The organism is Pseudomonas sp. RL_5y_Pfl2_69 (assembly GCF_963970465.1).
Classification (GTDB): Bacteria; Pseudomonadota; Gammaproteobacteria; order Pseudomonadales; family Pseudomonadaceae; genus Aquipseudomonas.
This window is the reverse complement of sequence record NZ_CAXAOU010000010.1, coordinates 56,414-79,517: the sequence shown is the minus strand read 5'-3', so window position 1 is coordinate 79,517 and position 23,104 is coordinate 56,414. Positions and strand designations below refer to the sequence as shown.

Annotated in this window: 20 protein-coding genes; 6 read left to right on the top strand and 14 right to left on the bottom strand. The window is 60.6% G+C overall.

From position 1 onward, the window contains the following. Positions 1-238 precede the first annotated feature (238 nt). From dld to AACY07_RS17305, 10 genes are all read right to left on the bottom strand, one after another. Positions 239-1,963 (bottom strand): D-lactate dehydrogenase, encoded by a 1,725-nt coding sequence (gene dld, locus AACY07_RS17350; protein WP_339476362.1) that lies wholly within the window; start codon positions 1,961-1,963, stop codon positions 239-241. 109 nt (positions 1,964-2,072) lie between these two features. After that, complete coding sequence (locus AACY07_RS17345; RefSeq protein WP_133077044.1) at positions 2,073-2,867, bottom strand: SDR family NAD(P)-dependent oxidoreductase; 795 nt, start codon at positions 2,865-2,867, stop codon at positions 2,073-2,075. A 13-nt stretch (positions 2,868-2,880) separates the two neighbouring features. Beyond that, positions 2,881-4,764 carry a TRAP transporter large permease gene (locus tag AACY07_RS17340; RefSeq protein WP_133077045.1) on the bottom strand — a complete coding sequence of 628 codons (1,884 nt, stop codon included), beginning with the start codon at positions 4,762-4,764 and terminating at the stop codon, positions 2,881-2,883. Next, positions 4,761-5,792 carry a TRAP transporter substrate-binding protein gene (locus AACY07_RS17335; protein WP_133077046.1) on the bottom strand — a complete coding sequence of 344 codons (1,032 nt, stop codon included), beginning with the start codon at positions 5,790-5,792 and terminating at the stop codon, positions 4,761-4,763. The genes AACY07_RS17340 and AACY07_RS17335 overlap by 4 nt, the downstream gene beginning before the upstream one ends. A 487-nt stretch (positions 5,793-6,279) precedes the next feature. Beyond that, a complete protein-coding gene (locus AACY07_RS17330) occupies positions 6,280-7,608 on the bottom strand; it encodes an OprD family porin (protein WP_339476358.1) in 1,329 nt (442 codons plus the stop codon). 109 nt (positions 7,609-7,717) lie between these two features. Further along, positions 7,718-8,113 (bottom strand): PPC domain-containing DNA-binding protein, encoded by a 396-nt coding sequence (locus tag AACY07_RS17325; RefSeq protein WP_339476355.1) that lies wholly within the window; start codon positions 8,111-8,113, stop codon positions 7,718-7,720. Then, the gene (locus AACY07_RS17320; protein ID WP_339476352.1) at positions 8,110-8,661 is read right to left on the bottom strand and encodes a hypothetical protein; all 552 of its coding nucleotides are present in this window, start codon (positions 8,659-8,661) and stop codon (positions 8,110-8,112) included. Before AACY07_RS17320 ends, AACY07_RS17325 begins: the two co-directional genes overlap by 4 nt. Further along, positions 8,661-10,238: an acyl-CoA synthetase gene (locus AACY07_RS17315; protein ID WP_339476349.1), complete on the bottom strand. Its 1,578-nt coding sequence runs from the start codon at positions 10,236-10,238 to the stop codon at positions 8,661-8,663. The genes AACY07_RS17320 and AACY07_RS17315 overlap by 1 nt, the downstream gene beginning before the upstream one ends. Continuing rightward, complete coding sequence (locus tag AACY07_RS17310; protein WP_133077051.1) at positions 10,235-11,404, bottom strand: thiolase domain-containing protein; 1,170 nt, start codon at positions 11,402-11,404, stop codon at positions 10,235-10,237. Before AACY07_RS17310 ends, AACY07_RS17315 begins: the two co-directional genes overlap by 4 nt. Before the next feature lie 231 nt (positions 11,405-11,635). Continuing rightward, positions 11,636-12,544, bottom strand: a complete 909-nt coding sequence (locus AACY07_RS17305; RefSeq protein WP_133077052.1) for a LysR family transcriptional regulator — start codon at positions 12,542-12,544, stop codon at positions 11,636-11,638. 152 nt (positions 12,545-12,696) lie between these two features. On the opposite strand from AACY07_RS17305, the gene AACY07_RS17300 reads away from it, so the two are divergent. From AACY07_RS17300 to AACY07_RS17275, 6 genes are all read left to right on the top strand, one after another. After that, complete coding sequence (locus AACY07_RS17300) at positions 12,697-13,767, top strand: sigma-54-dependent Fis family transcriptional regulator (protein ID WP_133077053.1); 1,071 nt, start codon at positions 12,697-12,699, stop codon at positions 13,765-13,767. 100 nt (positions 13,768-13,867) lie between these two features. Further along, entirely contained in the window at positions 13,868-14,650 is a 783-nt protein-coding gene (locus AACY07_RS17295) for an SDR family NAD(P)-dependent oxidoreductase (protein WP_219262624.1), read from the top strand. Between the two features lie 128 nt (positions 14,651-14,778). Then, the gene (locus AACY07_RS17290) at positions 14,779-15,021 is read left to right on the top strand and encodes an exodeoxyribonuclease VII small subunit (protein ID WP_133077055.1); all 243 of its coding nucleotides are present in this window, start codon (positions 14,779-14,781) and stop codon (positions 15,019-15,021) included. Continuing rightward, positions 15,018-15,905, top strand: a complete 888-nt coding sequence (gene ispA / locus AACY07_RS17285; protein ID WP_339476344.1) for a (2E,6E)-farnesyl diphosphate synthase — start codon at positions 15,018-15,020, stop codon at positions 15,903-15,905. The genes AACY07_RS17290 and ispA overlap by 4 nt, the downstream gene beginning before the upstream one ends. 131 nt (positions 15,906-16,036) lie before the next feature. Next, entirely contained in the window at positions 16,037-17,935 is a 1,899-nt protein-coding gene (gene dxs, locus AACY07_RS17280; RefSeq protein ID WP_339476342.1) for a 1-deoxy-D-xylulose-5-phosphate synthase, read from the top strand. Positions 17,936-18,114: 179 nt separating this feature from the next. Continuing rightward, positions 18,115-19,986 carry a TonB-dependent receptor domain-containing protein gene (locus AACY07_RS17275; RefSeq protein WP_339476340.1) on the top strand — a complete coding sequence of 624 codons (1,872 nt, stop codon included), beginning with the start codon at positions 18,115-18,117 and terminating at the stop codon, positions 19,984-19,986. Between the two features lie 98 nt (positions 19,987-20,084). Here the strand turns inward: AACY07_RS17275 and AACY07_RS17270 are convergent, their stop codons facing one another. The 4 genes from AACY07_RS17270 to thiL form a co-directional block, all read right to left on the bottom strand. Further along, the gene (locus AACY07_RS17270; RefSeq protein ID WP_339476338.1) at positions 20,085-20,879 is read right to left on the bottom strand and encodes a cobalamin-binding protein; all 795 of its coding nucleotides are present in this window, start codon (positions 20,877-20,879) and stop codon (positions 20,085-20,087) included. Next, entirely contained in the window at positions 20,879-21,298 is a 420-nt protein-coding gene (locus AACY07_RS17265) for an MFS transporter (RefSeq protein WP_339476336.1), read from the bottom strand. The genes AACY07_RS17270 and AACY07_RS17265 overlap by 1 nt, the downstream gene beginning before the upstream one ends. Beyond that, positions 21,295-21,912, bottom strand: coding sequence for a GTP cyclohydrolase II (gene ribA / locus AACY07_RS17260; protein WP_219262620.1), 618 nt, complete (start codon positions 21,910-21,912; stop codon positions 21,295-21,297). The genes AACY07_RS17265 and ribA overlap by 4 nt, the downstream gene beginning before the upstream one ends. Positions 21,913-22,137: 225 nt before the next feature. Beyond that, positions 22,138-23,097, bottom strand: coding sequence for a thiamine-phosphate kinase (thiL, locus tag AACY07_RS17255; protein ID WP_339476332.1), 960 nt, complete (start codon positions 23,095-23,097; stop codon positions 22,138-22,140). Positions 23,098-23,104: the final 7 nt, after the last annotated feature.

Below are 23,104 nucleotides of genomic sequence, written 5' to 3'. Positions count from 1 at the left end.
ACTCAGGTTTAACTCTTCCAGCCTTTAGTTCACTACGGCATAGCAACGAAGTTGAGGTGATAGAACAGTAGACCGATTTAAAGCTCCCCCCTCATACATTAAAAGCACTTTTTTGCCTACAACAGCATTTGACCTGTTCCGAAAATGAAGTGGGAAGTAGCAAGGATGAGGGGGAAGTTCATCGCTAAAAAAAAGTGCCATGATGCTGATCGCCTCACCGCATTTTTGCCCGCCCCGCTCAGCCCTCCCCCTGCCAATGTCGACACTTCGAGGTCTTTCCCACGCCCGGATTGAAGGCATTGCACGGATCCAGCTGCTTGTAGAACGCCTTCAGATCGGCTTTCGCAGGATAGAGATGGCCGACATTGTGCTCTGCCGGGTATTCGGCACCACGCTCGTCCAGAAGCGCCCACATCGCATGCTCCACCGCCAGGCAATCGCTGCCCTTGCGCACGATGTAATCCTGATGGAAGACGTGACAGAAGAAATGCCCGTAGTACAACTTCAGTACCAGTTGCTGCTCAATGGATGCCGGTAGCGTCTCGAACCAGTCGCGGTCGTTGCGCGCCAGGGCGATGTCCAGCGCCACGATATCTTCAACCGTTTTGTCATGGATCGCCCGATACCGAATCGCCGCACCGGCTGCCGCGAACCGATGCAGGAACGCCTTGCTGCCCTCCTCTGCAGTGCAGCGAAAATAATCACCCTCGCGCCCCTCGAACAACTGACTCAGGTAAGCCTCGGCCGGTTCAAGGGAAGCCGCCGAGACCTTGAGCATCAAGTAATGCTCATACCGCTGACGAAAGTTGGCCATGCGCTTGGGAAGGTGATCGGGAAAGCAACGTGCGATGCCTTGCAGGACGCGGTCTGATAAGTGCGGTCGCAACCCGCTGAACCGCCCGAGAAAGTTGTCCACCCGGCTTTTGAGGGCAAACATTTTCGGCAGGCGCCGGGTGCCCAGGTGATGGATCATCAGGAAGGTGTCCTTCCCGTACTCAGCCGCCACGTCATAGGCATCGCGGTGCATGTATTCACCGGCGATGGGCAGCTCGGGAAAATGTTCGAGCATGTGCCGACGGATGTCGGTCAGGTCTGCGGAGTCGTTGGTGCCAATGTATAAGACCGCGGTATCGCATTCGGCGGCAAAGGTGTCCAGGCGCACCGCGAACACCGCCAACTTGCCCGCGCTGCCGCTGGCCTCGTGCAGGCGCTGTTTGTCGGCATTGAACCGGGCGGGTGTGGACGCGTCGATATCACGCACATGGTCCGCATAGCCATGATCGGACCCACGCCCGGCGTCGGCCTTGATATCCGCCTCGCTGTACCGACCGGCATCCAGGCTGCTCAGGATCTGCTCGGGGGTATCTCCCAGATTGACCCCCAGGTGGTTGACCAGATGCAACTGGCCCTGTGCATCGAGTTGGGCATACAGCGACATCTCGGTATAGGCCGGGCCGCGGCGTATCAACGAGCCCCCGGAGTTGTTGCAGACGCCACCGAAGACCGAGGCCCCAATGCACGACGAACCGATTACCGAGTGCGGTTCGCGGCCCAGGGGCTTGAGCACTGCTTCCAGCTGATCAAGGGTTGAGCCGGGAAAACAGATCACCTGCCGCCCCTCCTCGATCACCTGGACCTTGCGCATGCGCAGGGTATTGATGATCACGACCTTGCGATCGTATACGCCATCTGGGGTCGAGCCGCCGGTCAAGCCGGTATTGGCCGCCTGCATGATGACGATCAGGTCGGCGCCGACACAGGCTTTGACCACCTGCCATTGCTCAAGCAACGAACCCGGGCATACCACAGCGACGGCGTTGCCCTGACCAAAACGAAAGCCCTGGCGAAAACGCACCGTGTCGCTGGCTTGCGTCAGCACATGGCTGGGACCAACGATGGTTTTAAGGTGGGCAATCAGGTCGGGGATGGCAGCTTGATTCAAAGGCGTAACAATGGCGTTCATGGGTATTTCCGAAAATTCAGGCGCGATCAGGCAGGCGCAGTGCTCAGGGAGCGACGCGTTTGACAAGCAGGTGCGGCGTCCACCGAATGAGTGGACGCGCCACGGTCCCTTAGATTTCCAGAATGCCCGACGCCATGTAGCCGCCGTCCACCGGAATCACGTGACCGCTGATATACGAAGAATCGTCGGACGCCAGAAACGCAACCGCCCCTGCCATTTCCGCAGGCGTTCCGTATCGACGCATCGGCACTGACCGAGCGTAGGAGTCCCGGGTTTTGGCCGAGTGCAGCCTCTGGGTCAACGGTGTGTCCACCGGGCCAGGCGCGATGCCGTTGACGGTGATACCCAAGTCGGCCAGCTCCACGGCCATCTGCCGGGTCAGGCCGATGATCGCCGCCTTGGAGGTGCCGTAAGCCGTACGACCCATGCTCGCCCGCATTCCACTGATGGACGCGACATTGATGATCCGCCCCCAGCCGTTGGACTCCATCAGGCGGGCCGCATGCTGGCCGCACAACAGGGAGCCGGTGAGGTTGATGTTCAATACCCGCTGCCAGTCAGCCAGGTCACACTCTAGGAAGGCCTGGGTCTTGGCGATCCCGGCGTTGTTGACCAGGACATCGCAACGACCGAAGCGCTGGTGCAGCTCCTCGAATGCCGCAGCAATAGACTGCGCGTCGCCCACATCGATGGCCAGCGCCAGCGCTTCAATGCCTTGAGCCTTGAGACCGGCAACCATTTCTTCGGCCGCAGCCAGGTTGATATCGGCAACCACCACGGTATGCCCGTCGTGCCCCAGCCGTTCGGCAATGGCAGCACCAATCCCCATCGCCGCTCCCGTGACCAGGGCCACACGACCCAGCGCTGCAACAGGCGTGATTTTTCTGTTCGCTAATTGGCTCATGACAAATGCTCTCTTAAAGGAAACCGATGGAGATCCACGGGAAACAGGCAACGATGATCAACGCCACGATCAGTGCGCCGAGGTAACCCCAGACGCGGCGGATAACATGGTCCGAGGACACTTTGCTGATGGCGCAGGCAGCGTAGAAACCGACGCCCAGGGGCGGTGCGAACAGACCGATACCCATGGCCAGGATCACCACCATGGCGTAGTGCACCGGGTGGATCCCGAGCATTTCCGCCAACGGGAACATCAGCGGACCGAACAGCACGATCGCCGGGATCCCCTCCAGGACGCTGCCCAGAATCACGAACACAAGAATGGTCACGACCATGAAGCCAATCGTACCCCCCGGAATCTCGCTGATCAGGTCCACCAGCGCGGCCGAGAACCCGGACTGCGTGAGTGCCCAGGCCATTGCAGATGCCATACCGATGATCAGCAAAATCGAGCCGGACAATGCCCCTGCCTCGAGCATCATCGGGTACACCCTTCTGAACTCGATGTGGCGCATGAACAGGTGCATCACCAGTCCGACCATCACCACATAAGCCACACCGATGGTTGAGACTTCGGTGGCGGTGGCCGCGCCTTCCAGCACGGCCACTCGAATCAGCAATGGCAGCGCCAGAGCAGGCAAGGCGATCATGAACGTACGGGCGATGACCGACAGCGGTGCGCGCTTGACGGTGGGCATGGCCTCCTTGCGTGAACGCCACCAGCACACCAGCGCGATGACCACGGTGGCAACCACCGCCGGCATCAGGCCGCCGATGAACAAGGCCGTAATGGACACACTGCAGACTGCCCCGATGGTGATCAACACCAGGCTCGGCGGGATCGTCTCGGTCATGGCTCCGGTGGCTGCCAGCAACGCCGCCAGTTCTTCAGGTTCGGAGCCACGCTTCTTCATTTCAGGAAACAGCGCCGGAGCCACCGCTGCCATGTCGGCAACCTTGGAGCCGGAAATCCCCGACACCAGAAACATCGCCCCCAGCAACACATACTGCAACCCGCCCCGCACATGCCCCAGCAGTGAGGCCATGAAATCGATCAACGTCTTGGCCATGCCCGAAAGCTGCAGCACCACCCCCAGCATGACGAACAGCGGCACCGCCAGCAGCACCATGTGCGACATGCCTTCGTCCATGCGCCCGACCACGATCGACAACGGCGCGTGGGTGACCAGCGCCAGATAGGCGATGGTTGCAGTACCGAAGGCGAAGGCGATCGGGATGCCACCAAACACGCAGGCGCCCAGCAGCACCAGGAAGAAGATGATCAGGTTGTAGTTACCCATCCCCACCAGCAGCGGCTGGCTGAGCCACAAAGCAGCGGCAACGACCGCCACCACGCCGACCCCGGCCATGAACTGGCGCATCGTGGAATACCGCGCCATGCGCGACACCGCAGCCAGCAGCATCAGGATCGCGCCGACCGGCAACGCCGCAGCCCGCAAGCCGTCTGGGATGCCCAGGGCCGGAGTCGTGATCGACATCTGCTCATGGGAGTGCTCCATGGCTGGCCCGATGATCACCAGCACGAACAGGCACACCACCAGCGCCGAAAGCGTTTCACAGAATCCGCGCCAGGCCACCGGAAGCTTGTTCACCAGGGCGGACATGCGCATGTGTTCGCCGCGGTCCAGGGCCAGCACCGAGCCGAACATGGCCAGCCAGATGAACAGCGAAGAGGCCAGTTCGTCCGCCCAGATCAACGGGTTGTGCATCACGTAGCGGGAAATCACACCCGCCAGCAACACGCAGGTCTCGATCACCAGCAGAGCAACGGTGATCGCTCCGACCACATGAATGGACCAGGTATTGAGAAACACGAGCGCCCGGGCCGGCAGGCGCATGGAAGTAGTGGGGGCCACTGCCACCGACGCGCCCATCATGCGAGTTTCCCGGAGTATTTTTCGAGGATTGCCCAGGCAGCGTCGCCGAACTTTTCGTGCCAGTCGGCGTAGTAGTTGGCGGACTGCAGGCGCTCACGGAACGGCTCCGGCGGCGACTCGACCAACTCCAGGCCCTGCTGTTTCAAAGTCTCGCGGATGGTGCCTTGAAGCTTGGCGAGGTCATTGCGCTGGGACATGACGGCAGTGTTGATGTGCTTGCTGACAATGGCTTGCAAATCCGCAGGCAGGCGGCTGAACGAGGCATTGTTGCCCAGCATCCAGAAGCCATCCCATACGTGGTTGGTCAGCGAGCAGTATTTTTGCACTTCGTAGAGTTTGGCCGACGAGACCAGGGTCAGGGGGTTTTCCTGGCCTTCGACAATGCGGGTCTGCAGCGCCGAATACACTTCCGAAAAGTTGATGCTGGTGGGGGCGGCCTCAAATGCGCGGAAGATCGACATGATGATCGGGCTGGGCGGCACGCGCAGTTTCATGGCCTTCAGGTCGTCAGGGGTCACGATCGGCCGGGTACTGGTGGTGGTTACCCGAAAACCGTTGTCCCAGATCTTGTCGAAGGCGAACAGGGTATCGGTCTTGGCAATTTCAGATCGAACGTGGGCACCCAGCTCGCCGTCCATCGCGCTCCAGACTTGATCGTAATCCTTGAAGGCGAACCCCACCGCGCTGATCTGCACCGACGGCACCAGGGTGCCGAGAATCACCGGCGACAGGGCGAACATGTCGACGGCGCCAGAGCGCACCTGCGCCAGGGTGTCGGTGTCGCTGCCCAACTGGCTGCTGGGGAATACCTGGATCTGTACCGCACCGTTGGTTTCTTCGCGTACCGCTTTGGCCATTTCCCGTGCCCGCACATTCATCGAATGGGTGATAGGCAGGTTGTTGGCAAATTTAAGCTTGAACTCGGCGGCCTCACTCTTGCCGCTGTAAAGGCCAAGCCCTGCGGTCGCGACGGCAGCGGACGCAAGGGAGGCCGTTTTGAGAAAATTGCGGCGAGTAAAGTCGCTCATTTGGTTCTCCTGACTTTATTATTTTTATGGATCAATGACCGTGAAATAGGCACTGGATACGCAAGCTATAGCAATTCAGGTGCCACGAAAGACGCAGCCCTGGTGGAGGGGAACCAGGTTTGTATTCAACTGGCTGTTTTCACTAGGAAAAATATCCTACTCACTAGTGTTTCAATTTCTTACAGCACTCAGGGTAGGACGGGTGATGTGACAGGTGTCTCCCTCAACTGTCTCGCTGGCCAGCGCAACAAGTGACACCTGTCCTCATCTGATCAAATTTCAACGATGGGTAAACAACAAGGGGCTCTGGCAGCCGACAATGTTGTTCACTTAAGCGATTTTTTGCCTCTGTGGGAGCGGGCTTGCTCGCGATGGTCGTTAACGATGACGCGTATTTACTGAGTAAATGTGGCGCTCTGGAGACCATCGCGAGCAAGCCCGCTCCCACACTTGAGCAGCATTGCTCTGGCAGCCGAGCCCCTCTGGACTAGAACAACGCCAGGGTATAGTTGATAGATACCCGATTCTGATCCTGGGCATATTCGCTGGGCACGCCACTGCGCATCGTTCCGTTACGCCAGCTGAACCCGACGCCCTTGAAGGTCCCTGTCTGCACCACGTAATCCAGGGCCAGATCGCGCTCCCACTCTTTCTCGGTGCCACCGCTCGCCATGCGGATATTAGTGCCTTTGAGGTAGGTCACGGACGCCACCAGCCCCGGCATGCCCAGCCCGGCGAAGTTGTAGCCGTACTGCCCGAATGCCGTACGCTCACCTGCCCGGGTGAAGCTGGTGATCAGGCGATCGGTGAACAGGTAAATGCTGCTGCCTGCTGCCCCCTCGTTGGTATTGCCCTGGTTAAGCTGCACGAAGTTGCCGCTGTCGGACACACTCTGGTATCCGAGCAGGAAAGAGTTGCCCCCAAGGGCATAGGTAAACATCGCACTCCAGGTGTCGTTGTCGATTTTGCCAGCGGTATCACCCAGGCCACTGACCCGATAACCGGCTGCGCGACCCGAGGCCGAGTCGTTGCGACCGTCGGCGTCAGTCTTGAAGTAACGCAGATCAGTCGTCAGCGACTGCCCCTCGCCCAACGGCAGCACATGCACCAGCCCGCCAAAATGCTGCACGTAATAGTCTTCCAGCCGGGATGTGTAGTATTGCAGCGTGAGGTCCTTGGTCAGCTTGTAGTCGGCACCGGCAAACAGGAACTCATTGCTCTGCTGCGTGCCGCCAGCAACCGCGAACCCCGAGCGGTTGCTTGATCCGCGACCGGTGGCGTGTTCCAGGCGACCGCCAACCAGAGTCAGGTTGTCCACTTCTTTGGAAGTAATCATGCCGCCTTCGAAGGTTTGCGGCAGCACTCGACCATCGTTGGCCACCAGGATCGGCAACTTGGGCTGCAGCGTTCCGTAACGGGCTTCAGTCTGGGAAAAGCGCATCTTCCCGGTCAGCCCCAGGCGACTCCAGTCATCCACCGCACCGCCATCGCTGTCATCAGGGATCATCGAGCTGCCGCGGTGATTGCCTTTGCCGCCATCCAGGCGCACACCCTGCAAACCGAGCACGTCCAGTCCAAAACCGACGGTGCCTTCGGTGAAGCCGGATTTGTAATCGAGGAAGAACCCCTGAGCCCATTCCGCCGTCTTGCTTTGCCCGGCGGGACCGGCGCGATAACGGTAATCATTGTTGAAGTAGTAGTTGCGAAAACCCAGGGTGGCCTTGCTGTCCTTGACGAAGTCCGCATACGCCAAGGGCGACAGGACAATCCCCGTAGTGGCGAGCATGGACAGTCGAACGAAAGGAGTTTTTTTCATTATTGTTTTCCTGATGGGCGTGGCAATACGAACGAAAGGCCGCGAACACAGGGCTGCGGGACAACCCTGTGTGTGCGGTTTCGATTTTCTTGTTATGGGTTGCGAGGGTTCAGTCGGGCAGCCACTCCTGCAGCGTCAACTCGACCGTGATGAACGTGAGGTTTTTGCCGCGCTCCAGGCGACCGGCGTAGAGCTTGCCGTCCGCATCGGCAAGCACCGCCTGCAGACGACTTTCACCGCTGAGAATTTCGCCGCTGATGCTGAGGATTTCCACCCCCGGACCTTCGACAGGGATCTTGATCATGCCTTCGCGGCCCTGGTAGCTGAGCTGACCATCAATCAGGCTGCCCAGACCGCCGCGCACCACGGCCAGATGGATTCCGTGCTCTTTGCACAGGGCTTCGGCACTGTCGATGATGTCTTCATTGGGCTTGAGGCGTGCGATGACCAGACGGCCCAGTCGGCCGCCCTGAACTTGTGATTCCTGGACTGCAGCGACGTTCATGACACCTCCTGGAGAACGGGGTGAAGCAGGTTGAAGTGGGTTTCAGCGTCAGGCTGCACCTGATAGGCCACCTGATTGAACAGGCAAAGACTGATCGTCATGGGCTCGCTGCCCACGATGAGTTTGTCCAGTACCAGATGCCCGCCGTGCTGCTCGCCATTGCTGTCCAGAAACCCGGCATGGCCGTGCAGCAATGGAGCCCCCCGGACATCGCGCCCGACGGTGATGGCGCCGCTGATAAAGGTGATATGGCCTTCAAGAACCACCGGCTGACCGTAGTCATAGGGCCGCTCCGGCTTGTCGGTGACGATCATGCGGTGATAGCTCAGGTGCGCGGCGCCGCCACACACAATGCGACCCACGGCACTGGCGAAGCGTCGACCTTCAAGCACCTTGAGCAGGCTGGCGCCGACATTACTGCCCAGCGGCAGGACGATGCGTATCTCTTCGCTGCCGGGCACTTCCAGGTCAAGCAGTCGCGGGGCCAGGGACGGGCCTGCGTGGATGAACGTGCGCACGCCGCTGCGCTCGGCAAAATGAGCATTCATCAGGCGACCTCCTGCCGTTCTTCGAGCAGCGCACGGATCTGCTTCTTGACGATTTTGCCGTAGCCGGACTTGGGCATTTCGGCCCAGCGCACAAAGCGCTTGGGCCATTTGTAGCGCGCAATGCGTGGCTCCAGGTAGGCAAGCAGTTGTTCGTCCGTAACCTCGGCAGTGGTGACAATGACGGCGTAACCGGACTCACCCCACTTGGCGTCGGGCATGCCCAGCACCGCAGCCTCGGTTACCGCGGGATGGCTGAGCAGGGCTTCTTCGATCTCCCGTGGATACACGTTCGACCCGCCGGAAATGTACATGTCCGAAGCGCGCCCCGTGATGAACAGGTAGCCCTGTTCATCCAGATGACCGAGGTCACCCGTGTGGAACCAGCCGAACTTGAAACAGCTTTCGTTGGCCTTCGGGTTGTTGTAGTAACCGCTGAACACCGCGGGCCCGCGCACGCAGATTTCACCGTCTATGCCCGTGTCCAGTTCGTTGCCCGCTTCGTCAAGAATCGCCACTTGCATGCCGGTTCGAGGGTAGCCGCAGCTGCCGACCTTGGCGTCTGGCGAGTCTTCACTTTCATGGCGATCGGCAGGCAGCACGGTGATGTTGCCGGTCACTTCGCCCAGGCCGTAATACTGCACCAGGACCTTGCCCAGTTTGTTCAGGGCATGGCGTTGATCCGCGCGGTACATCGGCGCGCCCGCGTAGATCAGGTGTTGCAGGCTGCTGTGGTCGTAGCGGTCGACGGCATCGCTTTCGGTGAGCATTTTGACGATGGTCGGCACGGTGAACAGGTTGTCCACGCGGTACTCCTGCACCAGGCGCCAGGCCTCATCGCAATCGAGCTTGTCGCTGGCCGGCAGGACGCAGGCAGCCCCTCGGGCGACATTGACCAGCGCATGGATACCGGCGCCGTGGGAGAGCGGAGCGAGCACCAGCGAACGCGAGTGCTGGTTCAGGCCGGGCATCAGGTCGGCGATGTGGTTGGTAATGACAAAAGCCATCTGGCCGTGGGTCAGCACCCCGGCCTTGGGGTGGCCGGTGGTGCCTGAGGTGTAGAAGAACCACAGCGGGTCGTGGTACCTCACTTCGGCCGCACGGAAAGCCGCATACGAAGCGCGGCCCTCATCCAGCAACTGCTCGTAACCCAGCTCACCGCTGCGGGGCTGACCGATGGCAATGACCGTCTGCAGGCTGGGCGACGCTTCGCGCACAGCGTCGACGTAATGTTCGAGACCTTCGTCGTAAAGCATGGCCACCGCGCCGCTGGAGCTGCCCAGGTAAGCCGCCTCCACCGGGGTGATCCGCACATTGGTCGGGACCCACACAGCGCCCAGACGAAACGCGACCCAGGCACTTTCGAACAGCGGCAAGTTATTGCGCGAATGCACCAGCAGTTTGTCGCCCTTACCGATACCGCGGTCGCGCAACGCGGCGGCGACGCTATCGACCCGCATGGAAATTTCTTTCCAGGTGTATTCACGTCCACCCCGGATAAAGCCGGGCGCATCGGGATAGCGACGTGCGATCTGGTTGAGTATTTCCCCCAGGTTCATGACGTTGTCGATACCTTTCATTGCACGGTCTCCAGGATGCTCACGTAGTTGGTCACCGCCGCGCCCCCCATGTTGAACACCCCGGCGCGATCGGCCGTGGGCAGTTGCATGTCCCCCGCCTGGCCCGTGAGCTGCATGGCGGCCATGACGTGCATCGACACCCCGGTGGCGCCGATCGGGTGGCCCTTGGACTTGAGGCCGCCAGACGGGTTGATCGGCAGGCGCCCGTCCTTGCGGCTGATGCCTTCGGCGATGACACGCGCGCCCTGGCCGCGCTCGGCCAGGCCCATGGCTTCGTATTCCATCAATTCAGCGACCGTGAAGCAGTCGTGGGTCTCGACCAGCGACAGGTCGTCCAGGCTCAGACCTGCTGTTTGCAGGGCCTGCTGCCAGGCGCGGGCGGCCCCTTCGAAGAACGTCGGGTCTCGCCTGGACAGCGGCATGTAGTCGTTGACTTGCACCGCAGAACGGAAGCGCACGGCTTGACCGCGACCGCCCACCAGATCCTCGCGGCTGATCACCAGCGCGGCCGAGCCATCGGTGATCAGAGAGCAGTCGGTACGTTTCAGTGGCCCGACCACAAACGGGTTTTTCTCGGAGGGATGACGGCAGAAGTCATAGCCGAAATCCCGGCGCATGTGAGCGTACGGGTTCAGTACACCGTTGGCATGATTCTTCGCGGCAATCATCGCCAGCGCATCGGACTGGTCGCCGTAACGGTCGAAGTAACTCTGTGCAATGTTGCCGAACACGCCTGCAAAGCCGCCCTCAATGTTGGCTTCTTCCTTGGCGTAACAGCACTTGAGCAGGATCTTGCCGACCTCGGCGGTGGGCAACGTATTCATCTTTTCGAAGCCCACCACCAGGGCGTGCTTGCTCTGGCCGCTGAGCACGGCCTGCAGCGCCGAGTGGATGGCAGCGGAGCCGGTAGAGCAGGCGTTTTCCACGCGAACTGAAGGCGTGAAGCGCAATTGCGGAATGTGATTGGCCAGCAGCGCAGATGGAAAATCCTGATAGAGAAAGCCTGCGTTGAAATGGCCGACGTGAACGGAGTCGATCTGCTCCGGCGCGATATCAGCGTGAGCCAGCGCGCCCAACGCGGCCTCGGCCATCATGAGTTCAGGGTCGAGTTGGTCGAACTTGCCGAATGGCGAGTGATACCAGCCAGTAATAACAGGCGATCGCATAAGGTGTTCCTTGCATTAATTGTGTTTGCAAGGTCGATAGCAAGAGCGGTGCCAAAGCCCGGCCAAGTTGGCGCAGGCCTTATGCAGCAAGGGGTGCAGGGGAATCAGGGTTGCCGGGGCAACTGTCGCCTGAGCGCAGGCGGGAGACACTCAGGGAGACAGCTGTCACTTCAGATCCGTGTACGGGGGGGTTGCGACCGGTCGAGGCGCGCGCCCGTCAGCAACCACGGCTCAACTCACCACCTCTTCACAAGACACCAGCGCACAGGATTGTCGGGCGCTCTCGATGAAGGTCTCGATGCAGGGGTTGTGATTGTCGGCCTTCCACACCGCCACCACTTCAATCACCGGTGCAGCGCGCAACGGTTTGAAGGTGGTGGTGGTCAGGCGCATGTTGCGCATCGAGCGCGGCACGATCGCAATCCCCAGGCCTTCACCCACCAGGTTGACGATGGTTTGCTGCATATTGATTTCCAGTCCGATGTTCGGGGTAACACCGTGCTGCAGGCAGTAGCTGTAGATCATGTCGTGCAGCGCCGGGGCAATCCGCCGAGGCACGATGATGAAGGTCTCCCCGGCAAGCTCGCTCGGGTCGATGATGGCCTGTTCGAGGAGTCGATGACCCGGCGGCAGCACCACGGTCATTTCTTCCCGGTAGAGGGTCACGGATTCGAGCCCGGAGCAGTCCTGGGGGCGGTACATGATGGCAACGTCTTTGTTGCCGCTGCTGATGTCCTCGGCCAGGTCCAGGGGCAAGGTCTCGGTGAGTTTGAGGCTGACCTGGGGAAACTGCGCCGCGTAGCGCCGGGTAATCGCCGGGGTAACGCTGTAGGCCGTTGACATCATGAAGCCCACTGACAGCTCCCCCGCAGCGCCCCGCGCCGCAGCCAGGGCGTTGCGCTTGGCCTGTTCGAACGCAGCCAGCACCGTAGCGGTATCCAGGTAAAAGCGCTGGCCCGCCTCCGTCAGCTCTACCCGTCGACTCGATCGATCAAAGAGCTTTACCCCGAGTTCCTCCTCCAACATGGCAATTTGCCGCGACAGTGGCGGCTGCGAAATATGCAGGCGTTCTGCTGCGCGACCAAAGTGCAGTGTTTCGGCGAGCGTGCGGAAATAGTTCAAGTGACGGAGCTCGATCATGATGCTCTCAAAGGTATCAATGGATGATTTATTATGGATTGGAAAATATCGGTGCGCCTCGTTACTGTCATTTAACGCCATATCGACGGCTGTATCACAAGTGCGGCGAGTCGACATAGTCACAAGCTATACAATAATAAAAGGTGACGCTGATGCCTTCCGTATACGAACAACCTTCGTTTACCCAAGACCGTACAACTGCTGTCCACCCTGAATGCGACATTTCCCACGATACTGATCCGCAAGTGCGTCAGGCTTTTCGCCGCGCATTGCTCCTGATGGAGCGGGGCATTGCTGTGCTCATCCAGGGCGAAACAGGGACGGGTAAAGAAGTGCTGGCCCGTGCGCTGCACGAACACAGCCGGCGCCATGCCGCGCCGATGGTTGCCCTCAATTGCGCGTCCATCCCCGAAACCCTGATCGAAAGCGAGCTGTTCGGTTATTCCCGTGGCGCGTTTTCCGGCGCCCTGCCGGGGGGCAAAAAAGGCAAGGTCGCGCAGGCAGACGGCGGCACCTTGTTCCTCGATGAAATCGGGGACATGCCATTCGAGCAGCAGACCCGCCTTTTACGCGTGATCGCCGAACGCGAGATCACCCCCTTGGGTGCCGAGCGCAGTGTGCCGGTGAATTTCGCGCTGATCTGTGCGACCCACCAGTCCCTTACGCAACTGGTGGAGAACGGCAGCTTTCGCGAAGACCTGTTCTATCGCATTGCCACGGGCGTGGTGCAATTGCCGCCGCTGCGCGATCGCACTGACCGTGCTGAGTTGGTGTGCCGAATGGTCGCCACCGAGATCCCCGGCTGCGATCCGCGCCAGATGATAGCCAACGATGTCTGGACCTTGCTCCTCGGGCATGCCTGGCCTGGCAACCTGCGCCAGATGCGGGCCGTCATTCGCTATGCCTGTGCCGTCATGGAAGGCGCGCGCATCCAGCGCTGTGATCTGCCTGCGGATTTTCTGGCACAAACGGGAGAGCAGCCTGCGCAACCGTCCCGTGCACACCCGCACAACGTCACACCGATTCGCCTGGGCAGAATCCCCGCGCCCCCACTGGGTGAGCGCGAAGATGTACTGGGCGTACTCGTCGACTGCCGCTGGAACATGACGGCTGCGGCGCGGGCGCTGGGCATCTGCCGACCTTCGCTGTATCGCGTGCTTCGGCGGCTGAACATTGCCCCGCTCAAAGACCAGTTGGCACTGGGCCGCTACGCCCCTTCCTGACTGCTTTCACCGACTGACTCAACCGACTGACATAACCGGAGCCGGCCATTCTCCATCAAGGGGGAAGGCCGACATGCGCCCAGACCAAAGGATAATAATAATGAATGCTCCCGCCAATTTTGCGCCGATCAGCCTTTCGCTGGAGGGCCGTAACGCACTGGTCACCGGGTCTGCCCGCGGGATCGGGTATGCCATCGCCGTCGCCCTTGGCCAATGCGGAGCAAGGGTCGCGATCTGCGACCTCGACCACAGCGCCGCCGAGCGTGCCGTTGCCCAACTGGGCGAACTGGGCATCCATGCCATCGGGCTGGGGGTCGACGTGGCCGACGAACAGCAGGTGGAGGCAATGGTCAGCCAGGTTGAACGGGTCTTGGGCAGCGTCGATATCCTGGTCAACAATGCCGGGATCGTCTCGACCTTGCCCCTGCTGCAGGTGAGTGCAGCCGAGTGGAAACGGGTCATGGCCATCGACCTGAACAGTGTTTTCTACTGCGCCAAGGCGGTATTGCCAGGCATGATGGCCCGGCGGTCGGGACGCATCATCAACATAGCCTCTGTCGCCGGAAAACGTGGTGGCGGGCTGCTGGGCAACAGCTGCTACGCCGCCGCCAAAGGGGGCGTGATTGCACTGACCAAAGGCCTGGCACGTGAAGCCGGGCCGTTCAATATCACCGCCAATGCCGTTTCCCCGGCCTTGACCGATACCGACATGACCAGTGCACTGAGCCCTGAAGCACGGGCCAGGGTGCTGGCAGACATGCCCCTGGGACGTGCCGGCACACCGCGGGACATTGCCGCTGCAGTGTGTTTCCTGGCGTCGGATGCGGCCAGTTTTGTGAGCGGCGAAATCATGGACGTGGACGGTGGGTACATGCGCGACTAATGGGTCGCCATGCCGGTTTTCCGGGTTTTATCGGTCAAATTGAACCGGGGGCAAGCCGCCCCCGATTTGCCCCAAAACCCGCTGTCTGCTAGTGTCGGCCGGTTTTAACGCCTACCGAGAATGCCGCCATGGCCCGCAAAAAAGCTTCACCGGATTTCGAACAGTCGCTCTCTGACCTGCAAACACTGGTCGAGCGTCTGGAAAATGGCGAGCTGTCGCTGGAAGACTCTCTGACTGCCTTCGAACAAGGCATCCGCCTGACCCGTGACTGCCAGGGCGCATTGGCCCAGGCCGAGCAGAAAGTCCAGATCCTGCTTGAGCGTGATGGTGAGTTGGCACAAGAGCCTTTTGATGCGGAACAGTCCGAATGATTGATGCTTACCAGATCAGCAGCCAGGCCCGCGTCAATGCGGCGCTTGAATGTTTGCTTGATGCTCCGGCTCCTGAGCTGGCCCGTCTTTACGAGGCCATGCGCTACAGCGTCATGAATGGCGGCAAGCGCGTTCGCCCGCTACTGGCCTATGCCGCTTGCCAGGCCCTGGGCAGCGCCCCGGAGCAAGCCAATGGCGCGGCGTGTGCCGTCGAACTGATCCACGCCTATTCGCTGGTGCATGATGATTTGCCCGCAATGGATGATGACGATCTGCGACGCGGCCAGCCGACCACCCACAAGGCCTTCGACGAAGCCTGCGCCATTCTGGCTGGCGACGGTTTGCAAAGCCTTGCGTTCAGCGCCCTGCTCGACCCCCGACTCAACACCCTGGACGCCGAAACGCGCTTGCGCATGGTGACTGCCCTCGCACAGGCTGCAGGCCCGGCGGGCATGGTCGGCGGCCAAGCCATTGACCTGGGTTCTGTAGGCATGAAGCTCGATCAGGCGGCGCTGGAAAACATGCATCGGCACAAGACCGGGGCCCTGATCGAAGCCAGTGTGCAACTGGGCGCCCTGGCCAGCAGCAACGCGACTGCCGAAAATCTGCAGGCACTGAACATCTACTCGCGGGCCATTGGCCTGGCGTTTCAGGTTCAGGACGACATTCTGGATGTTGAAAGCGATACCGCGACGTTGGGCAAACGCCAAGGCGCCGATATCGCACGTGACAAACCGACCTACCCGGCGCTGATGGGTCTGGAGCAGGCCAAAGGCTATGCACTGGATCTGCGCGACCAGGCACTCAACGCCCTGCGGCATTTTGATGCAGGCGCCGAACCGCTGCGTGAACTGGCGCGATATATCGTTGAGCGCCGCCATTAATCGTCACACTCGGTAATTATTTCTGACAGCTCTAATGCCAAGGTCTTACTAACGAGTGCCAGACTGCGTGGGCAGCTTACGTTCCTTAAGGTAAACTGCCGCCTCTTCTTATACCTATAACGATTCGCCTGATGCCAACGACGTTTCAAGAGATTCCCCGCAACCGTCCGACTACGCCCCTGCTCGACCGGGCAGGCACGCCTGCGGGCCTGCGCCGCCTGGCCGAAGCCGAGCTGGAAACCCTGGCCGATGAGTTGCGCCTGGAATTGCTCTATACCGTCGGCCAGACGGGCGGGCATTTCGGTGCCGGCCTGGGTGTCATTGAGCTGACCATTGCGTTGCACTACGTGTTCGACACCCCGGACGACCGACTGGTGTGGGATGTGGGTCATCAGGCGTATCCGCACAAAATCCTCACGGGCCGTCGCGAGCAAATGGCGACCTTGCGCCAGAAAGACGGCGTAGCCGCTTTCCCGCGTCGCTCCGAGAGCGAGTACGACACCTTTGGCGTTGGCCACTCCAGCACCTCGATCAGCGCAGCGCTGGGCATGGCCATTGCCGCCCGCCTGCAGAACAGCGACCGCAAGGCGATCGCCGTGATCGGTGACGGCGCGCTGACCGCCGGCATGGCCTTTGAAGCCCTGAACCACGCGCCGGAAGTGGATGCCAACATGTTGGTGATCCTCAACGACAACGACATGTCGATTTCGCGCAATGTGGGGGGGTTGTCCAACTACCTGGCCAAGATCCTGTCGAGCCGCACTTACGCCAGCATGCGCGAAGGCAGCAAAAAGGTGCTCTCGCGTCTGCCTGGCGCGTGGGAAATCGCTCGCCGTACCGAAGAATATGCCAAGGGCATGTTGGTACCCGGCACGCTGTTTGAAGAGCTGGGCTGGAACTACATCGGCCCTATCGATGGCCACGACCTGCCGACCCTGATCGCGACGCTGCGCAATATGCGCGACCTCAAAGGGCCGCAGTTCCTGCATATCGTTACCAAGAAAGGCAAAGGGTTTGCTCCCGCCGAAGCTGACCCGATCGGCTATCACGCCATCACCAAGCTTGAGCCGCTGAACGCCCCGAAAGCGGCGCCAAAAGTGGCGAGCGGGCCGAAGTACTCGGCCGTCTTTGGCGAGTGGCTGTGTGACATGGCCGCCGCCGATGAACGCTTGATGGGCATCACTCCGGCCATGAAAGAAGGCTCGGACCTGATCGCTTTCAGCGAACGTTTCCCCAAGCGTTATTTCGACGTGGCGATTGCCGAACAGCACGCTGTGACGTTCGCTGCGGGCATGGCCTGCGAAGGCGCCAAGCCTGTCGTGGCTATTTATTCGACATTCCTGCAGCGCGGTTACGACCAGTTGGTGCATGACGTCGCCGTACAGAATCTGGACGTACTGTTCGCCATCGACCGTGCAGGTCTGGTGGGCGAAGACGGCCCGACCCACGCAGGCAGCTTCGACCTGTCGTTCCTGCGTTGCATCCCGGGCATGGTCATCATGACCCCGAGCGACGAGAACGAACTGCGCAAGATGCTCACCACCGGCCATCTGTACAACGGCCCGGCGGCCGTGCGCTACCCGCGCGGGACCGGCCCGAACGCACCCATCGAAAAAAACCTCGAGCCGCTGGAAATCGGCAAAGGCGTGATTCGTCGCCAGGGCTCCAAGGTCGCCATGCTGGTTTTTGGCGTGCAACTGGCCGAAGCCTTGCTCGTGGCAGAAAAAATCGACGCCACCGTGGTCGATATGCGCTTCGTCAAACCGATGGATGAAGCACTGGTACGCGAAATGGCTGCTAGCCATGAGCTGCTGGTGACCATCGAAGAAAACGCCATCATGGGTGGCGCAGGTGCGGGTGTCAGCGAGTTCCTGGCCCGTGAAAACGTGCTCAAGTCAGTCCTGCACCTGGGCCTGCCGGACATCTACGTTGAGCACGCCAAACCGAGCCAGATGCTGGCCGAGTGCGGCCTGGATGCGCCAGGCATTGAAGCCTCGGTGCGCCAGCGCATGGCATTGCTGGGGCTGTAGAAAAGCTGAAAATGTACTCGCACATGTAGCAGCTGCCGAAGGCTGCGTTCGATTGCGAAGCAATCGTAAAATCAGAACATGCGGTGTAACTGAAAAACCGCGCATGCTGATTTTACGACGGCTACGCCGCCGAACGCAGCCTCGTTCCTTCGCCAGCGGCTACGGAGTTTTTAACACCCATGAAACACCTTCGTCTGGTTTTAATCCTCAGCAGCCCGTTGCTGGCGAACGCCGCTGAGCGCGAAGACGCGCTCAAACTCCCGCAAACACTGATTACCGGCAATCGCCAGGTTGAAGCGCGCTCCGACAGCAGCAGCGCCAACAGCGTGTTCACCCGTGAAGATATCGACCGCCTGCAACCCACCAGCCTGACCGACCTGCTGGGCCGGGTACCGGGTGTTCAAGTGGCGCGCAGCGGCGGGCGCGGCGGTTTGCCGGGGATTTATATTCGCGGCACCAAGTCGGCACAAAGCCTGGTGCTGGTGGACGGCCAACGCATGGCCAATGCCACTTCGGCCGACAGCAACTTGCAGTACCTGAATATCGATCAGATCGAACGCGTGGAAGTGCTGCGCGGATCGCGATCAGTGATCTACGGTAGTGATGCGATCGGCGGGGTGATTCAGATTTTCACTCGCCGTGGCGCCAATCAGGCCCCGCAGCTTCGAGTCCGCAGCGCGATGGGCAGCTATGGCAGCTCAGACAACAGCGTCGGGATATCCGGCGGTGATGCGCAAACGCGCTACAACTTGAGCGCCAGTCTCGAACAGACTGCGGGGATCAACCGTACTCACGAGTCCTTCCCCAGCGACAACGACCATGATGCTTATCGCAACAAGTCACTCAGCCTGAACCTGAGCCACTACCTGAGCGAAGACCTTGAGGTCGGATTGACGGCGATGAAGAACATCGGCAAGACCGAACTCGACAACTCGTTCGGGCGCTGGGACCCGAGCACCATGACAGTCAGCGGCCAGCAACTTTACAGCGACTTCGATATCAGCAGCGTCGCCAGTTTTATCGACGCCCAACTCGCCGAACGCTGGAATTCACGCCTGGAGCTGGGCCACAGCGAGAACCGTGAAAAAACTCGGGACAAGCTCAGCCCGGACCTCTACAGCTTCAATACCTATCGCGACTCGCTGAACTGGCAAAACAACCTGACGCTGGACGATCAAAACACCCTGATCCTGGGCGCAGACACCTATGAAGACCGCGTGCGCAGCAGTACCGTTTTCGACGTAGACAGTCGCTGGAATCGCGCCGCCTTTATCCAGCACCGCTTTCACGGTGATTACTTTTCGACCGAGCTGGGCCTGCGTCACGACCAGAACCAGCAATTCGGCAGCCACAACACCTGGAGCGCCAGCCTGACTGTACCGCTCAACGCCGACAACGATGTGCTGCTGTCTTACAGCGAAGGATTTCGCGCACCTACGTTCAATGATTTGTACTACCCACAATTCGGTAACCCGAATCTCAAACCGGAATATTCCAAGAGCTACGAACTGCAGTGGCGCAGCCAGCTGAGTGAAACCAGCCGCCTGGAAACCTCGCTGTACCGTACCGAGATTCGTGACGCGATTGTGGCCGATGCCGACTTCATCCAGCAGAACATCGGCGCGGCACACATCACTGGTTTCGAAAATGCCTTGCAGCAGGAGTGGTTCGGCTGGCAGAGCAGTCTGGGCATCGCGATCATCGACCCTCGCGATAAAGACACCGGCCACACGTTGGGCCGTCGCGCACGCCGGACGTTGAGCCTGGATCTGGATCGGCAATTCGACAAGGTGGGTGTCGGCGCCAGCTGGCAAGCGGTGAGCCGCAGCTTCAACGATGAAGACAACAAGCAACCCATTGGCGGGTATGGCGTGCTGGGGCTGCGCGGCAACTGGCAGGCCAGTTCAGAAGTGCGGTTCGATGTGAAGGTCGACAACCTGCTGGACAAGCGCTTCACCCGCGCGCTCTACAGCTATGACGGCAACTACTACGGCTATCGCGAAGAGCAGCGTAGCTTGCAACTGGCCATCACCTGGACCCCAACGCTCTGACTTTGTGGGAGCGGGCTTGCTCGCGATTCAGGCGCCACGGTGTGCCGGGCAGAGCGGGTTGATGCTATCGCGAGCAAGCCCGCTCCCACAGGGGGTGGTTAGTGTGACGCCAGTTGTTCACACAGTTTCGCCGTCGCTTCCAGCATCTGCCCGCTTGGGCGTTCCAGGCCTTTGTCGGCCAACAACAGCAAACGCCCATGCTTGACCGCATCAATCTGCGGCCAGGCTTTCCAGGCATCCAGCTGCGCCTGGGTGCTGGCAATGATCACCTCGGGATTGCGCTGCAGAACGGACTCAATACTGACTTGCGGCGCAGGCAGCTTGAGGTCGTCAAATACATTTTTCGCCCCGCACACGGCCAGCGCATCACTGATGATTTGCCCGCCACCGATGGTGTACAGAGGCTGATCCCATACCTGATAGAACACTCGCACCGGCTTGTCGCTCTGATACTGCGCCCGTAACCCGGCAAGACGCTGACGCAACTGGCCAGCCAACTGGTGCCCCCGTGCCGGACGCCCGAGGGCAGCGGCCAGGGCTTCAACCTGATCCGCCAGTTGTTCGAGGCTGACGGGCTCAGCAATGTAGGTCGGGATCTTCAGGTTACGCAGCTGTTCGCGCTGTGCGATGCCCACACTGCCCGGCCAGAGCAACAGCAGGTCGGGTTGAAGGCTGAGCAGGCGCTCCATGTCCAATTGCCCGTAGCGGCCCACCGAGGGCACGCTGACCAGCTCCGGTAATGGCTCGCCCGCATCCAGACGCCCCACCAGTACATCGGCAGCGCCCAGTTCGACAACCATTTCAGACAAGGAAGGTGAAAGGCTGACCACACGGAGGGTGGCCAGAGAAGGCATGCTGGCGCTCAGCAGCAGAGCCGCCAGCCAGACGCGCATCAGCCGACCTGGCGGGGAATGCGGTAAAGGTAAAACAGGACCAGCGTCGACAAGGCCAGCAGCAACAGGGGCACACCTTCAAGCCCGACAAACACTGCCAGGGCGGCGATCCAGGTGGGCAAACCCGCTGCCAGCAAGGCACGATGACGCACACGGGCCAGCTCATCCCAGGCCGCCGGTTCTTGCGGGGTGTCGAGGGCTTTTTGCAGGTTGATCAGGCCATGTTTGTAAGGCCCGAACGTGCGCAGGGTCGCGAACATGGATGCCACGCCAACAATAAAGAACGGCATCGTCAGATCAGGCAACAGCGGCTCGGAGTCGCCAAAAAACCAGTTGGCCAGCACCAGCGGGAGCAGGGTCAGTATCAACTGTTGCCACCAGCTGAAGCTCAGGCGCCGACGGCGCTGACCGCGGGTCACGCCGGGTCAGCCTCGTTTTGATGCTGGTTGCCCATCATGTGACCGAGCTTGTTGGCCTTGGTCGCCAGGTACAGTTTGTTGTGCGGGTTGTGCCCCGTGTGCAGCGGAACACGCTCTGCCACGGTGATACCCATATCGGTCAAGGCTTTGACCTTGCGCGGATTGTTGGTCATCAAACGCAACGACTGCACGCCTACATGCTCAAGCATCGGCAGGCAGATGGCGTAATCGCGCTGGTCGGCAGCAAAGCCAAGACGCTCGTTGGCTTCAACGGTATCGGCGCCTCCATCTTGCAGCTCGTAGGCACGGATTTTATTCAACAAACCAATGCCACGGCCTTCCTGGCGCAGGTACAACAGCACTCCACGCCCTTCGCGGGCAATGGCCTGCAAGGCCGCTTCGAGCTGAGAACCGCAGTCACAGCGCTGGCTGAACAGGGCATCACCCGTCAGGCATTCAGAATGAACCCGCCCCAACACCGGAGCACCATCGGCCACGTCGCCCAAACTGAGCACAACGTGTTCACGGCCCGTGGTTTTCTCAAGGAAGCCATGCATGGTGAATTCGGCAAAGGGGGTAGGCAACTTGCAAGCGGCAACGAAAACGACGGGCACCGTGTGCTCCTGATCAGTTTGAGGACTGGAAATTCGCAGAGGCGGCATTGTAACAGGAGGTTCCAACAGACGCTTAGGCTGAATTACCGAGGATAAATATCTAAAAGTTTGATGACTTGTGGCACACACATTACCTGTGGGAGCGGGCTTGCTCGCGAAACAGACGATGGGGTGTATCAGGCTGAACGTGGCGATGTCATCGCGAGCAAGCCCGCTCCCACAGGGTCAAGCGTGAAAATGTTGATATCCGCGCACTGCAGGGGTGATGTCTGAGCCATCCGTATCCAGCAGAGTCACGCCCTGCCCTTCGACCACGCGGCCAATCACATGGATCGGCCAGCCATCGGCCAGCAACGTCGGCAGTTCAAGCGCGGGCAAGGTGAACGCCAGAACATAATCGTCACCCCCGCTCAACGCCGCTTGCTGCGCACCGCTATCGCCCAGGAACTCTTCCAGCGCCAATGACACGGGCACCCGGTCCAGCTCAATCACCAGACCCGCCTGTGACGCCAAGGCAATATGGCCACAGTCGGCGAGCAGGCCATCGGAGATGTCCAATGCCGAAGTGGCTTTGCCGCGCAATGCCTGACCCAGTGCCAGCTGCGGCTGCGGCGACCAGTAATGGGCCAGCAACGGCTCGCTGATGATCGGCTCGGCGGTACGCTGCCCCAACACCAGCGGCAACGCGCCAGCCCCATTGCCCAGCTCACCGCCCACACACAACAGGTCGCCGGGTCGGGCACCGCTGCGGGTCAGGGCCTGGCCGCTGGGTACCCGGCCGAACACCGTGAGCGTCAGGCATAACGGGCCGCGCGTGGTGTCGCCGCCAATCAGGCGCAGGCCACAGGCTTGGGCCATCAGGTTTAAACCGCGGGCATACGCCTCCAACCAATCGGCTTCAACCGCCGGCAAGGTCAGGGCAAGGGTAAAAGCAAGGGGTGTTGCGCCCATGGCCGCCAAATCACTGGCCGCCACCGCCAGCGAACGCTGACCGAGCAAGAAAGGGTCGCAAGGATCTGCGAAGTGCACCCCGGCTACCAGGGTGTCGGTGGAAATTGCCAGCTGTTCCCCGAAGGGAACATCCAGCAGGGCGCAGTCGTCGCCAATCCCCAGGGCAACACCCTCGCCGCGCTGCGCACAGGGCGCGGCAGCGAAGAAGTTGCGGATCAGCTCAAACTCGCCCATGGCCGAC

Bases quoted from the DNA above. Each gene is read 5' to 3' on its own strand.
- dld (WP_339476362.1), bottom strand. From the start codon at position 1,963: ATGAACGCCATTGTTACGCCTTTGAATCAAGCTGCCATCCCCGACCTG.
- AACY07_RS17345 (WP_133077044.1), bottom strand. From the start codon at position 2,867: ATGAGCCAATTAGCGAACAGAAAAATCACGCCTGTTGCAGCGCTGGGT.
- AACY07_RS17340 (WP_133077045.1), bottom strand. From the start codon at position 4,764: ATGATGGGCGCGTCGGTGGCAGTGGCCCCCACTACTTCCATGCGCCTG.
- AACY07_RS17335 (WP_133077046.1), bottom strand. From the start codon at position 5,792: ATGAGCGACTTTACTCGCCGCAATTTTCTCAAAACGGCCTCCCTTGCG.
- AACY07_RS17330 (WP_339476358.1), bottom strand. From the start codon at position 7,608: ATGAAAAAAACTCCTTTCGTTCGACTGTCCATGCTCGCCACTACGGGG.
- AACY07_RS17325 (WP_339476355.1), bottom strand. From the start codon at position 8,113: ATGAACGTCGCTGCAGTCCAGGAATCACAAGTTCAGGGCGGCCGACTG.
- AACY07_RS17320 (WP_339476352.1), bottom strand. From the start codon at position 8,661: ATGAATGCTCATTTTGCCGAGCGCAGCGGCGTGCGCACGTTCATCCAC.
- AACY07_RS17315 (WP_339476349.1), bottom strand. From the start codon at position 10,238: ATGAAAGGTATCGACAACGTCATGAACCTGGGGGAAATACTCAACCAG.
- AACY07_RS17310 (WP_133077051.1), bottom strand. From the start codon at position 11,404: ATGCGATCGCCTGTTATTACTGGCTGGTATCACTCGCCATTCGGCAAG.
- AACY07_RS17305 (WP_133077052.1), bottom strand. From the start codon at position 12,544: ATGATCGAGCTCCGTCACTTGAACTATTTCCGCACGCTCGCCGAAACA.
- AACY07_RS17300 (WP_133077053.1), top strand. From the start codon at position 12,697: ATGCCTTCCGTATACGAACAACCTTCGTTTACCCAAGACCGTACAACT.
- AACY07_RS17295 (WP_219262624.1), top strand. From the start codon at position 13,868: ATGAATGCTCCCGCCAATTTTGCGCCGATCAGCCTTTCGCTGGAGGGC.
- AACY07_RS17290 (WP_133077055.1), top strand. From the start codon at position 14,779: ATGGCCCGCAAAAAAGCTTCACCGGATTTCGAACAGTCGCTCTCTGAC.
- ispA (WP_339476344.1), top strand. From the start codon at position 15,018: ATGATTGATGCTTACCAGATCAGCAGCCAGGCCCGCGTCAATGCGGCG.
- dxs (WP_339476342.1), top strand. From the start codon at position 16,037: ATGCCAACGACGTTTCAAGAGATTCCCCGCAACCGTCCGACTACGCCC.
- AACY07_RS17275 (WP_339476340.1), top strand. From the start codon at position 18,115: ATGAAACACCTTCGTCTGGTTTTAATCCTCAGCAGCCCGTTGCTGGCG.
- AACY07_RS17270 (WP_339476338.1), bottom strand. From the start codon at position 20,879: ATGCGCGTCTGGCTGGCGGCTCTGCTGCTGAGCGCCAGCATGCCTTCT.
- thiL (WP_339476332.1), bottom strand. From the start codon at position 23,097: ATGGGCGAGTTTGAGCTGATCCGCAACTTCTTCGCTGCCGCGCCCTGT.